This window comes from Streptomyces sp. ME19-01-6 (assembly GCF_033793745.1).
GTDB lineage: Bacteria > Actinomycetota > Actinomycetes > Streptomycetales > Streptomycetaceae > Streptomyces.
Genome location: NZ_JARAXF010000036.1, coordinates 1 through 14,631 on the forward strand (window position 1 = coordinate 1; position 14,631 = coordinate 14,631).

Below are 14,631 nucleotides of genomic sequence, written 5' to 3' on the forward strand. Positions count from 1 at the left end.
GGTGGCGGCTTGGTCCCCGGGTCGGCGGATGGTGAACGCGTACGGTCCGACCGAGACGACCGTGATCGCGTCGATGAGCCCGCCCCTGGTGGGGGATGGTCGTGTGCCGTCCATCGGCGGGCCGGTGACCAACGTACGGATCTTCGTGCTGGACGCCGGGCTGCGGCCGGTGCCGCCGGGCGTGCCGGGCGAGCTGTACGTGGCGGGGCCGGCCCTGGCGCGGGGCTATGTGCGCCGGGCGGCGCTGACCGCGGAGCGCTTCGTGGCCTGCCCGTTCGGCGAGCCGGGCGAACGCATGTACCGCACCGGCGATGTCGTGGCGTGGACGCCGGACGGCCAACTCGTGTTCCAGGGGCGGGCCGACGCGCAGGTGAAGGTGCGCGGGTTCCGGATCGAGCCGGGGGAAGTCGAGGCGGCCCTCGTATCGCACCCGAGGGTGGCACAGGCCGTGGTGGTCACCCGGGAGGCCGCGGGGGCCGCGGGGACCGGCGGGAGCAGGCAACTGGTGGGCTATGTCGTGCCCGCCGGCGCGGACGAGGCCGGCTTCGGCGATGTGGAAGACCTGCGCGACTTCGACTTCGACCTCGGCGCCGGGCTGTCGGCGAACGAGCTGCGACGGTTCTTGTCGGAGCGGTTGCCGGAGTTCATGGTGCCGTCGGCGTTCGTGGTGCTGGGGCGGCTGCCCCTGACGTCGAGCGGCAAGGTGGACCGGGGGGCCCTACCCGACCCGGAGCTCACCGGTTCGGTGTACCGCGCGCCGAGGAACCCGCTGGAGGAGACTCTGGCCGCGGTCTTCTCCCAGGTGCTGGGAGTGGACCGGGTCGGCATCGACGACGACTTCTTCGGCGCGGGCGGAGACAGCATCCGGTCCGTCCAGATCGTGTCGCGGGCGCGGGCGCGCGGGGTGGAGCTCAGCGCCCGGGACGTCTTCGAGCACCGGACGGTCGCCAGGCTGGCCGAGGCGGTGAACGGCGGTGGCGGCGCCGCGGGGCACGCGCCCGGGACCCGGCCTCGCGCGGGCGCACCGCGCCCGACGGATGCCCCACTGGTGCCGGTCGGTTCCCGCGAGCTGGAGGCGTGGCGGGGCCGTTATCCGGGCCTGGCGGACGTATGGCCGCTGGCTCCGCTCCAGGAGGGGCTGCTGTTCCACGCGATGCTGGCCGATGCCGCCTTCGACGCGTACCAGCTGCAGTTCGTGGTCCATCTGTCCGGACAGGTGGATCCGGACCGGCTGTGTGTGGCGGGGCAGGCCCTGCTCGACCGGCACGCCAATCTGCGGAGCGCGTTCGTCAACACCGAGTCCGGAGACCCGGTGCAGTTGGTCGTCGACGGTGTCCGGCTGCCCTGGCGCCACATCGATCTCGGCGGACTCGGCGAAGCCGGGCGCGACGAGGCGCTGCGACGGTTCCTGGCGGAGGACCGCGACGCCGCCTTCGACCCGGCCGCCCCGCCGATGCTGCGGATCGCGCTGGTCACACTGGACCAGGAGCGGTCGGAACTGGTCGTCACCGCGCATCACGTGCTGTTCGACGGGTGGTCCGTGCCGCTGCTGTTGCAGGACCTGCTGCGGCTCTACGAGTCCGGCGGTGCCCCGGCGGCGCTGCCCGCGGCCCCCGCTTTCCGCAACTACCTGGCATGGCTGGCCGAGCAGGATCAGGACGCGTCGGCACGGGCATGGGCGGCGGAGCTGGACGGGGTCGACGAGCCCACCCTGCTGGCCGCCGGGAAGGGGCAGGAGGACCGGGCGGCGGGCCTCGGCCTGGTGGACGTCCCGCTCCCGCTGGACACCGCGCGCGAACTGGCGCGGCGCGCCGCCGACCTCGGTGTCACCCTGAACACCGTCGTCCAGGCGGCGTGGGGGGTGCTGCTGGGGCGGCTGACCGGCCGGCAGGACGTGGCGTTCGGCGCCACGGTCTCCGGACGGCCGCCCGCCGTACCGGACGTCGACTCCATGGTCGGCCTCTTCATCAACACCGTGCCGGTGCGGGTGCGGTGCTCCCCGGACATCACCCTCGCCGAGCTGATGACCGAGTTGCAGAACCGGCAGGCGGCGCTGCTGGACCACCACCACTGCGGGCTGGCCGACATCCAGCGGACAACAGGACTGGCCACCCTGTTCGACACCATCATCGGATTCGAGTCGTACCCGTTCGACCGCGCAGGCATCGAGGAGGCGAGCACCGCCGCCGGCCTCGCGACCACCGGCGTCAGGACATCGGGCGGTACTCACTACCCGCTGGCCGTGCTGGCCCTTGAGGACCCACACCTGCGGCTCGCCGTGCAGTACCACCAGGACAGGTTCGACCGGGAGGCGGTGGAGGTGATCGCGGCCCGGTTCGCCCGGGTGCTGCGCCAGGTGGCGGCGGACCCGGGGGTACCGGTCGGCGTGACGGACGTGCTGGATGCCGCGGAGCGGCGCTGGCTGCTGTCCGGCCTGAACGACACGGCCGCGGCCCCGGTGGAGGCGGACACCTTCCCCGGGCTGTTCGAGCGTCAGGTGGCGGCGCGGCCTGGGTCGGTTGCGTTGGTGTGTGGTGGGGAGTCGGTGTCGTACGGGGAGCTGGACGGGCGGGCGAACCGGTTGGCGCGGGTGTTGGTGGGCCGTGGTGTGGGGCCCGAGTCGGTGGTGGGGGTGGCGCTGCCGAGGTCGCCGGAATGGGTGGTGGCGGTGCTGGCGGTGATGAAGGCCGGCGGCGCGTATCTCCCGGTGGACCCGGCCTACCCGGCCGACCGGATCGGGTTCATGGTGGAGGACTCCGGGGCCTGCCTGATGCTCGCGGACGCGACGACGGCCGACGAGCTCCCCGAGCTGCCGGTCCCGGTGCTGCGCCTCGACGACCCGCACACCGCCGATGCGCCGGCCGGCGCCGATCCTGCGGCGCCCACGGACGCGGAACGGCTGGGCCCGGTGTCGGCGGCCAACACCGCCTACGTCATCTACACCTCCGGATCCACCGGCCGTCCCAAGGGTGTCGCCGTCACCCACGCCGGACTGGCGAGCCTGCTGGCGACGCACCTGGAGCGGCTGGAAGTCGGGCCCGAGAGCCGGGTCCTCCAGTTCGCCTCGCCCAGTTTCGATGCCTCCGTGTGGGAGCTGTGCATGGGCGTGCTGTCCGGCGCCACCCTCGTCCTGGCGGACAAGCATGCGCTGGCGCCCGGTGCGCCGTTGGAGAGGACGATCAGCGAGCAGCGGGTGACGCATGTGACGCTTCCGCCGCCGGTGCTGGCGACGCTGTCGAAGGGAGCGTTGCCGACGGTCGAGACGCTGGTCGTCGCGGGGGACGCGGCCGCACCGGACCTGGTGGCGGCCTGGTGCGACGGCCGCCGCGTGATCAACGCGTACGGCCCGACCGAGACCACGGTGTGCGCCACGATGAGCCCGCCCCTGATGGGGGATGGCCGTGTGCCGTCCATCGGCGGGCCGGTGACCAACGTACGGATCTTCGTGCTGGACGCCGGGCTGCGGCCGGTGCCGCCGGGCGTGCCGGGCGAGCTGTACGTGGCGGGGCCCGCCCTGGCGCGGGGCTATGCGCACCGGGTGGCGCTGACCGCGGAGCGCTTCGTGGCCTGCCCGTTCGGCGAGCCGGGCGAACGCATGTACCGCACCGGGGACCTGGTCCGCTGGAACGCCGACGGGCAACTGGAGTACGTCGGCCGCACGGACGCCCAGACCAAGATCCGCGGGTTCCGGATCGAGCCCGGAGAGGTCGAGGCGGCCCTGACCTCGCACCCCGGCATCGCACAGGCCGCGGTCGTCACGGACGAGGACCCCGCCGGCGACCAGCGGCTGGTCGCCTACGCGGTGCTCAGCGCGGACGGGGCCGGTCTCGGCGGTGCCGCTGACAAGATCGACGCGTGGCGGCAGGTCCACGACCGGGTGTACGCGACCCCCGGCGCGCCGTGGGGAGAGGACTTCAGCGGGTGGGACTCCCGGTACACCGGTGAGCCGATTCCCCTTCAGGAGATGACCGCATGGCGCGACGCGGCGGTGGAACAGATCCTCTCCTGGTCCCCCCGGCGGCTCCTGGAGATCGGCGTGGGCGCCGGGCTGCTGATGGCGAAGGTCGTCCCCACGGTGGAGGAGTACTGGGCGACGGACCTCTCGGCCTCGGTCACGGACCGCCTGCGCGAACAGGTCGCACAGGCGGGGTACGCCGAGCGGGTGCGGCTTCGCTGCCGGACGGCGGACGACGTGACCGGGCTGCCGCGCGGGCACTTCGACACGGTCGTGCTGAACTCCGTCGTGCAGTACTTCCCTGACGCCGTCTACCTGGACCGCGTGCTGCGGCAGGCGATGGAACTCCTCGCGCCGGGCGGCCGGATCGTGGTCGGGGACGTACGGAACGCGGGGTCCCTGCGGCTGTTCCGGGCCGGTGTGCACCGGGCGCGGCACCCGGACGCCTCGCCCTCGGTGGTGCGTGCCGCGGTCGCCCGGGCGATACGGGCGGAGAAGGAACTGCTCATCGACCCGGAGTGGTTCACCCGCTGGGCCGACAGGCATGGCGTCGGCGCGCTCGATGTCCGCCTGAAGCCCGGACCGGCGCACAATGAACTCACCCGGCACCGTTACGAGGTCGTCCTGCACAAGACGCCGGTGGACGCCGTGCCGCTGCGTGACATCCCCACCTGGCTGTGGGGCGAGCAGCTGGGAGACCTGGCCGGAATAGCCGAGTTCCGCCGCGCCCAGGGCGATACACCGGTACGGATCGCCCGGATCCCGAATGCCAGGCTGACCGGCGAGGCCGCGGCAGCCGCCGCGGCCTCGCTGGTCAACGCGCCGACGACCGCTCACCGGTCCGTCGACCCGCACGAGCTGTGCGCCTGGGCGGCCCAGCAGGGCTGGGACGCAACGGTGACCTGGTCGACCAACGCGGTCGAGTGCTTCGACGTGATCGTCTTCCCCGACGGCCGCCGGGACGGCCGGGTACTGACCGGAGGATTCCTCCCTTCGGGGCGTCCCGGCCGGACCCTGACGAACGACCCCGCGGGGACGCGGGAGGCCGGAACCGCGGCCACCGCACTGCGCGACCACGTGGCAAAGCTGCTGCCCGCGTACATGGTGCCCTCGGCCGTGATGGTCGTCTCCGAGGTGCCCCTGACCCCGAGCGGCAAGCTGGACAAGCGGGCGCTTCCGGCGCCCGACTACGGCGGAGCGGCCGACGGCAAGGAGCCGCGCACGCCCCAGGAAGAGGTCCTGTGCGGGCTGTTCGCCGAGGTGTTGGGGCTGGAACGGGTCGGTGTCGACGACAACTTCTTCGCCCTCGGCGGCCATTCGCTGCTGGCCACCAAGCTCGTCCGCAGGATCCGCGCCGAGCTGAACGTCGAGATCGCCGTCACGTCGGTGTTCGACTCCGGGACCGTGGCCGCACTGGCGAAGCTGTTGTCGACCGGCCTGCGGGTGCGCCCGAAACTCCGGCGCGCCGAGGTACGGCCGGACCGCCTGCCCCTGTCCTTCGCGCAGCGGCGGATGTGGTTCATCCACCGTTTCGAGGGGCCGTCCGTCACCTACAACTCCCCGCTCCGGGTGCGGTTGAGGGGTGGGCTGGATGTGGGTGCGTTGGGGTTGGCGGTGCGGGATGTGGTGGGTCGGCACGAGAGTCTGCGGACGGTGGTTGTCGAGGATGAGGGGGGTGTGCCGTTCCAGCGGGTGGTGCCGTTGGAGGAGGTGGAGGTGCGGGTTCCGGTGGTGGAGGCGGGGCCGGAGGAGCTTGAGGGCGTGGTGGCGGGGGCGGTGCGGTATGCCTTCGATCTGGCGGCGGAGATTCCGTTGCGTGCCTCGGTGTTCCGGTGCGGGGCGCGTGAGCATGTGCTGGTGCTGTTGATCCATCACATCGCGGTGGACGGGGAGTCGATGGCGCCGTTGGTGCGGGATCTGTCGGAGGCGTATCGGGCGAGGGTGGCAGGGCGGGCGCCGGGGTGGTCGGAGTTGCCGGTGCAGTACGGGGACTACACGTTGTGGCAGCGGGAAGTGCTGGGTGACGAGAGCGATCCGGCGAGCGTGGCGGCTCAGCAGTTCGGGTACTGGCGTCAGGCGCTGGCCGGAGTGGTCCAGCCCCTTCCCCTGCCCACCGACTGCCCCCGCCCGCCCGTCGCCAGCCGCAACGGCGACATGGCCGAGTTCACCATGGACCCCGAGGTGCTGGCGGCGGCCGAGGAACTGGCCCGCGCGCACGGGATGACCGTGGCGATGGTGCTCCAGTCCGCGCTCGCGGTGCTGCTCCACCAGCTGACCGGCAGGGAGGACCTGACCATCGGCTCCCCGATCGCCAACCGCACCGACGACGACCTCGCGGACCTGGTGGGCTTCTTCGTCAACACTTGGGTGCTGCGGGCCGATGTGTCCGGGAATCCCTCGTTCGAGAAGCTGCTCGGCCGGGTCCGGGAGGCGGCACTCGCCGCCTACAACAACCAGGACGCCCCGTTCGAGCGACTGGTCGAACTGCTCAACCCCGAGCGCTCCACCGCCTACCACCCCCTCTTCCAGGTGGCGTTCGCCTGGCAGAACATCGGGTGGGAGGACTTCGACTTCGAGGGGCTGAGCGCGACCCTCGAACCGGTCGCGACCGGCGGCGCGAGGTTCGACCTGGAAGTCACCATGTTCGACTTCCCCGGGCAGGGCATCCGAGGCCGTATCGACTACGCCACGGACCTGTTCGAGCAGGCCACGGTCGAGGCCATGGCGAGGCGTCTGGTGCGCGTCGTGCGGCAGCTCGTGGCCGAGCCCGGCACGCCCATCGGCTCGGTGGACGTCCTGGACCCGGCGGAGCGCGACTGGCTGCTGTCGGAGGTGAACGACACGGCGGCCCCGGTGCGGGTCGGGACGATCCCCGAGCTGTTCGAGCGCCAGGTGGACCAGCGGCCGGACGCCACCGCGGTGGTGTTCGAGGGCGCGGAGCTGACGTACCGGGAGCTCGACTCCCGCGCCAACCGCCTGGCACGGCTGCTGATCGCGGACGGCGTACGCCCGGAGTCGGTGGTCGCGGTGTGCCTGCCGAGGTCGCCGGAGCTGTGGACCGCGGCGCTGGCGGTGACGAAGGCCGGCGGCGCGTATCTGCCGGTGGATCCCGCCTATCCTGCCGAGCGGATCGAGTTCATGGTCAAGGACTCCGAGGCGCGCCTGGTGATCGGAAACGCGGCGACCGCCGGATGCCTCCAGGAGCTCTCCGCGCCCGTGATCCGCCTGGACGACCCGGAAGTCCTCGGGGCGCTGGCCGACGCCGCCGCGGGCCCGGTGGAGCAGACCGAACGACACCACCCGCTGTCGACGGCCAACGCCGCCTACGTCATCTACACGTCCGGATCCACCGGGCTCCCCAAGGGCGTCGCGGTCACCCACGTCGGGCTGGCCAGCCTGCTCGCGGCGCACGTCGAACGGCTGGAGGTGACGCCTCACAGCCGGGTGCTGCAGTTCAACTCGCCGAGCTTCGACTCCTCGGTGTGGGAAATGTGCATGGCGCTCTTCTCCGGCGCCGCGTTCGTTCTGGCGGGCCAGGACGAGCTGGCCGCGGGCGAGCCGCTGGTGGAGACGGTCAACGAGAACCGGGTGACGCACGTACTGCTGACGCCCTCGGTGCTGGCGGCCCTGCCGCCCGGATCGCTGCCCACCGTCACCACCCTGACGGTCGCCGGCGAGCCGATCTCACCGGAGCTGGCGGCGCTCTGGGCGAAGGGCCGACGCATGGCCAACGCGTACGGCCCGACGGAGACCACGGTGTGCCCGTCCCTGTGCGAGGCGCTGCCCGGCGACGGGAGCATGCCGTCGATCGGCCGCCCGATCCCCAACGCCCGGCTCTATGTCCTGGACGCGCTGCTGCGTCCGGTCCCCAAGGGTGTCGCGGGCGAGCTGTACGTGGCCGGAGCCGGGCTGGCGCGCGGCTACCTGGGCCGGGCGGGGCTGACCGCCGGACGCTTCGTCGCCTGCCCGTTCGGCACCCCCGGCGAACGGATGTACCGCACCGGCGACCTGGTCCGGTGGAACGCCGATGGCGAGCTGGAGTTCGTCGGGCGGGCCGACACACAGGTGAAGCTGCGCGGCTACCGGATCGAGCCGGAGGAGATCGAGTCCGCCCTGCTGGCGCACCCGAGGGTGGCGCAGGCCGTGGTGACCGTCCGCGAGGGCTCGGGGACGAGCGGCACCATGCGGCTCGTCGGCTACGTGGTGCCCGTCGGCGTCCTGGGGACCGGCGGCTCCGAGGGGCTCGGCGACGGCGACTTCGACCTGAGCGCCGGCGTGTCGCAGGGAGAGCTGAGGGCGTTCCTCTCCGGACGGCTGCCGGAGTTCATGGTCCCGTCGGCGATCGTCGTACTGGACCGGCTGCCGATGACCCCCAACGGGAAGGTCGACCGGGGCGCGCTGCCCGACCCGGACCACCTCAAAGAGAGCTACCGGGCGCCGCGGAACCCCGTGGAAGAGGCGCTGGCCACGGTGTTCGCCGAAGTGCTGGGCCTGGAGAAGGTCGGCATCGACGACGACTTCTTCGCCTCCAGCGGGGACAGCATCCAGTCCATCCAGGTGGTGTCGCGGGCACGGGCGCACGGGGTGGAGATCAGCCCCCGGGACATCTTCGAGCACCGGACGGTCGCCGGACTGGCCGAGGTGGTGGGCGGCCGTACCGGCGCGGGTGCGCACCTGGAGGAGTTCGAGGGGGGCGGTGTCGGAACGATGCCCCTGCTGCCCCTGGCGCGCTGGTTCCGGGAGCTGGAGACGGGGTTCGACCGCCTCTCCCAGGCCATGATGGTCGAGCTGCCCCAGGGCATCGATCACGCCGGGCTCACCGCGACGCTGAACGCGGTGCTCGACCACCACGACATGCTGCGGTCCCGGCTGCTGACCGCCGGGGCCGGGAGCCTGGAGGTGGTCCCGCGGGGCTGGGTCGACGCCGCGGGGCTGATCCGGCGCGTCGAGTGCGACGGCCGCTGGGACGAGCGGTGGCGAGAGGAGGCCGCCGCCGAACTGCACGCGGCGGGCGGACGTCTGGCACCCGCCGACGGCGTCATGGCGCGGTTCGTCTGGTTCGCACCCGAGGACGGGGGAGCGGGCCGGCTGCTGATCGTCCTCCACCACCTGGTCGTGGACGGGGTCTCGTGGCGGATCCTGCTCCCGGACCTCGCCGCCGCCTGGGAGGGGGTGCGGGCCCGGAAGACACCACAGCTGCCCCGGGTGGGCACGTCGATGCGGCGGTGGGCGCACGCGCTCGCCGTGGAGGCGGCCCGCCCGGAGCGGGTCGCGGAGCTGCCGCTGTGGCGGTCGATGGTGGAAGGCCCTGACCCGCTGCTGGGGGCCCGCCCGCTGGATCCCGCCGTGGACGTCATGTCCACCGTGGACAGCGTGTGGCTGCGGCTGCCGGAGCCGCTCACCGAAGCGCTGCTGACCCAGCTGCCCAGGGCGTTCGGCGGCGGGGTCGACGACGGCCTGCTGGCCGCGCTGACGCTCGCCGTCGTCGGCTGGCGACGGCGGCGCGGTATCGCCGACGACTCCTCGGTGCTGCTGCGGGTCGAGGGGCACGGCCGGGAGGAACAGGTGGTGCCGGGAGCGGACGTCTCCCGCACCGTCGGCTGGTTCACCAGCGCGTTCCCGGTGCGCCTCGACATCGGCGGGGCCGACCCGCAGAAGGTCCTCAAGGACAGTCGGGCCGCCGGAGAGGTGATCAGGCGGATCAGGGAACAGTTGCGGGCTCTTCCCGACAAGGGCATCGGCTACGGGCTGCTGCGCTACGCGAACCCGGAGACCGCGGCGGAGCTGGAACCCTGCTCCACGGGGCAGATCGCCTTCAACTACCTGGGCAGGTTCTCCGCCGCCGACATGCCTGAGGAGCTGCGGGGGCGGGGCTGGACCGAGGCCCCTGACGCGGCCGATCTGTTCGCCGAGCCCGATTCCGGGACGCCGGTGACCGCCGTACTGGACGTGAACGCCCACGTCGCGGACGGCGAGCAGGGGCCGCGGCTCAGCGCGAGGGTGGCCTTCCCCACGGGAGTGCTGTCCGCCGGCGAGGCTTCCCAGCTGGTGGAGTTGTGGGCGGCGGCGCTGGAGGAGCTGGCCCGGTGCGTCACCGAACTGGATCTGGCCGAACCCGGTGCGACCGGGGGCCGACCGGTGCCGGTGGCCCCGAGCGAACTGGAGGCGTGGCGGGACCGCTACCCGGGACTGGCGGGCGTATGGCCGCTGGCTCCGCTCCAGGCGGGGCTGCTGGTCCACACCTCGGACCACGCCGCCTTCGACGCATACCACATGCAGTTGGTGCTCCATCTGTCCGGGCAGGTGGATTCGGCCCGGATGCGCGCCGCGGGGCAGGCCCTGCTGGACCGCTACCCCAATCTCGGCACGGCGTTTCTCACCACCGGGGCCGGGGAGCCGGTCCAGCTGGCCGTGGACGGCGTCGCGTTGCCCTGGCGCCACATCGACCTCGGTGCCCTGGAGCAGGCGGCACGCGACGAGGCGCTCCAGCGGCATCTCGCCGAGGACCGGGACACCCACTTCCATCCGGCCACGCCGCCCATGCTGCGGATGACGCTGATACGGACCGGCCCCGACTCTTCGGAGCTGGTGTTCTCCGTGCACCACGTGCTGCTGGACGGCTGGTCGGGGCCGCTGCTGCTGCGGGAACTGCTCCAGCTCTACGGCTCCGGCGGCGATCCGTCGGCGATGGCGCCGGCCCCCGCGTACCACGACTATCTGATGTGGCTGTCGGCACAGGACCAGGACGCCTCGGCACGGGCGTGGGCGGCGGAGCTGGACGGCGTCGAGCCCACGCTGCTCGCACCCCGGGCGGCTTCCTCGGCGGCTTCCCCAGCGGCTTCCCCGAGGGAATGGGCGGGCTTCGGCGTGGTCGACGTCCCGCTCTCGGTGGACACGGCGCGCGAACTGGCGCGGCGCGCGGCCGGACTCGGCGTCACGCTGAACACCGTCGTCCAGGTGGCCTGGGGCGTGGTGCTCGGCCAGTTGACGGGCCGGCGGGACGTGGTGTTCGGCGCGACGGTCTCCGGCCGCCCTCCCCAGGTGCCGGACGTCGACTCGATGATCGGGCTGTTCATCAACAATGTGCCGGTACGGGTGCGCTGCTCCCCGGACGCCACCCTCGCCGAGCTGACGACCGGGCTGCACGAGCGGCAGGGCACGCTGCTCGACCACCATCAACACCGGCTGACCGACATCGAGCAAGCCATGGGCGTCAGCAGCCTCTTCGACACCCTGCTCGTGTTCGAGTCCTACCCGATCGACCGCGCCGGTATCAGGGACGCGAACACCGCCGCGGGAGTCGCCCTCACCGGCGTCGGCATCACGAGCGGCTCCCACTATCCGCTGGGCGTGGCGGCGTTCGAGGACCCGCATCTGAGGGCGGGCGTGCAGTACCAGCGGCACCTGTACGACCGGGAGACCGTCGAGGGGATCGCGGACCGGTTCGCCCGGATCCTGCGGCGGTTCGCCGCCGACCCGCGGACACCGGCCGGTGCGACCCAGGAGGGCGAGGCCGGTGCCCTCGGCCCGCATCAGCCCGGAGGGAGATGAGCGGATGCCCGTCGGGGAGCCGGTTCGCCGTCCATGAGCAGCTGCCGCGCCCGCGCTTCGAGGGAGCCGAATCCGTACTCGCGAGCCGTGTCCCGTGCCAGGCGCGCGTGCTCAGCCGCCTCGCGGGGCCGGCCGAGGACCGTGTGGGCGCGGGCCAGCCCGAGCAGGGACTCGCACATCCGGTAGGGGTGCACGGTGCCCTGCGTGGTCGCTGCCAGGGCCTGCCGATACGCCTCAACGGCCTTGCCACCCTCGCCCCGGGCGCGGTGCACCGCGCCCAGGGCCTGCCATACGGTGGCGGTGATGCACCGGTTGTGGAGATCCCGGGACCGGTTCCGCGCGCGGTGCGCGGCCTCGGACGCGGCGTCCAGGTCGCCCAGCTCGGCCAGCGCCAGCGCCAAGTGAGCGAAACAGTCCGCCTGGTGGTATCCGTTGCGCAGGGCGGAGGACTCCTCGGCAGCCGTACGCAGCAGATCGGCCGCGCGCTCGGTCCTGCCCATCTCCAGCAGACAGCGGCCGAGCACCATGAGGCATTCGACGCGCTCCACGGTCGCCCCTCCTCGCGACGCCGCGGCGAGCGCCTCCTCCATCCGCGGCAGCGCCTGCTCGCAGTGGCCGGCCCAGAAGTCGACCGCGCCCAGCCCCAGGGACGCCGCGACGGAGAGGAACGACGGCGCGGTCTGTCCGGACACGAGGTCGGCGACCTCGACGAAACACGCCCGCGCCCGCTCCAGATGGCCGAGCTCCAGCCGCACGGAACCGTGCCAGACGGTCAGCAGCGTCCGGCCGGACGAGTCGGGGCCGCTGGTTTGAAGGACCTCCGTGAGATAGCGCAGCGCGGTGTCGAGATCGCCCAGGTTCCGGTACTCCCAGACCAGGCAGCCCACCATGGCGCTCTCGGCGGCCGGATCCCCGGCGCTCCGCGCGGCCCGCAGTCCGGCGCTCGCCGCCGCGACGTACTCGGAGTGGTGTCCGCTGATGCCCAGATACCAGCCCATCGCCTCGGCGAGCTGCCATGCCATGGGCCCGGGGCCCTGCTCCGCGCAGAACTCGATCACCGCGATGAGGTTCGCGCGTTCCGTCTCCAGCCAGTGGAGCGCCTCGGACCGCTCGTGCGCGGCGGCCGGGCCGACGGCCGGCTCGGCCTCGGACCTCGACCGGGTCGCCGCCACCAGTTCCGGATACAGCACGGCCGCGGCCCTCTTGACGCCGCGCAGATACCAGTCGAAGAGCCGGTCCCTGGCCTCGGCGCGGTAACCGGCCAAGTCCTCGGTCCGCGCGCGCTCCGCGGCGTACTCGGAGAGCAGATCGTGCAGTTGGTAACGGTCGCCGGGCAGACGCTGGACCAGATTCGCGGCGGCCAGTTGCTCCAGGGCCTTCGCCGCCTCCGGTGGGGCGACGTCCGCCAGTACGGCCGTCGCCTCGCCGGTGATGTCCGCTCCGGGGAACAGCGCCAGCAGCCGGAACAGCGCGCGGGCCTCGGACGGCAGGGCGACGTAGGACAGGTCGAACGCCCGGCTGACGGCGATGTGCTGATCGTCGTCCATGGCGAGCGCCTGCACGCGGCGCCCCTCCAGAAAGCGTTCGATGTAGGCGCCGATGTCGGGCCGGTGAGAGCCGGCGAGATTGCTCGCGGCGATCCTCAGGGCCAGGGGAAGGTGCCCGCACAGGTCGGCGAGTCGCGCGGTCGCCTCGGCCTGCCGCGCCGTGACGTCCTCGCCGAGGACCGCGCCGAGCAGAGAGACCGACTCCCGTTCGGCGAGCATGTCGAGCCGGATGCCGCGCGCGCCGTCCCGCGCGGTGAGTGCGGTCAGTTCGTTGCGGCTGGTGACCACTATGGCGCAGCCGGGTTCGCTCGGGATCAGCGGGCGGACCTGGCTCGTCGCCCCGACGTTGTCCGCTGTGATCAGCACACGTCTGCCGCGCAGCGCCGTCCGGTACGCGGCGACCAGCTCGTCCTGGTCCATGGGCATGTGCTCGGCGGAGTGGCCGAGCGCGCGCAGCAAACGGGCCAGCACCATCGGCGTCGAGGGCCGCCGGGCCATCGAGTGGGTGTGGAGGTCCACATAGAACTGCCCGTCAGGAAAGGCCGTGCGCATCCGATGGGCCACGCGTACGGCCAGCGCGGTCTTGCCGACCCCGGGAGGCCCGGAGACGGTGACCACAGGAACCTCTCCCTCGGATTTCAGAAGCGCGACGATTCGTTCCGTCTCGGCGCGCCGGCCGACGAAGTTCCTGATCGCCGGGGGCAACTGCGACCCCGCGCGCGGTGGTTCGCTCACCACGGCTGCGCTCCGCGCCGACGAGGTGTGAGGTGATGCGATGGCCGGATCCCCCACCAAGATCGACTGGTGCAGCTCACGCAGCGCCTGGCCGGGGAACACCTGGAGCTCGCGCGCGAGGTTGACGGAGATCTCCTGATATGCGGCCAGCGCCTCGGCCTGCCGGTCGGCGCGGTACAGAGCGAGCAGGAGATGTGCCCAAAGGTCCTCGCGCAGCGGATTCTCCGCCGTGAGCTCACGCAGCGGGCCGATCACGTCATGGTGGAGGCCCCTGCGGAGTTTCACCTCGAACCGCAGGTGCTCCGCCCGCAGACGCAGCTCCTCAAGGCGGGCGGCCTCGAGTTGAAGCGCCTCCGACGGCACGTCCGCCAAGGCTTCCGCGCGCCAGAGCCCCATGGCGCGATCCAGCAGTTCCTCGGCTCGTTCGAGCTCGCCCTCGGCCGACAGCGACATTCCCTGGTCCACCAGGCTGTTGAAACGGCACAGGTCGACGGCCTCGTCGGCGATCTCCAACCGGTATCCGTCCGGCATCGTGCGGATGAGGTCCGCGTCGAACAGTTGGCGCACACGCATCAGGAACACCCGCAGGGCCGCGCGGGGGCGGGCGGGGCCCTCGCTGCCCCAGACCGTGTCCGCCAGCTCACGCAGCGACACGTCCTGGTTCGCCCGCAACAGCAGCGTCGCCAGCACAACCCGCAGCTTGGGAGCGCTGACCGGGACCAACTCTCCCGCGTGGTAGGCCTCCAATGGTCCCAGCAGACCGAATTCCAGTGGAGCGTGCATCGTTGAGACCCCCGTTGTCGCGATTTCTTCCGTACCGAACAGGCCCGCCCATGGCATCGA

2 protein-coding genes are annotated in these 14,631 nt (G+C 72.5%); one reads left to right on the forward strand and one right to left on the reverse strand.

Features of this window, described 5'->3' with window-relative positions; translation table 11 throughout:
• Nucleotides 1-11,506 (forward strand): amino acid adenylation domain-containing protein (locus PV419_RS43925; protein WP_415925516.1); only part of this gene is annotated, 11,506 nt, incomplete at its 5' end.
• On the opposite strand, the gene PV419_RS43930 is transcribed toward PV419_RS43925, so the two are convergent.
• Entirely contained in the window at nt 11,488-14,571 is a 3,084-nt protein-coding gene (locus tag PV419_RS43930) for an AfsR/SARP family transcriptional regulator (protein WP_319698715.1), read from the reverse strand. The two genes, PV419_RS43925 and PV419_RS43930, sit on opposite strands and share 19 nt — an antisense overlap.
• Between the last annotated feature and the right edge of the window lie 60 nt (nt 14,572-14,631).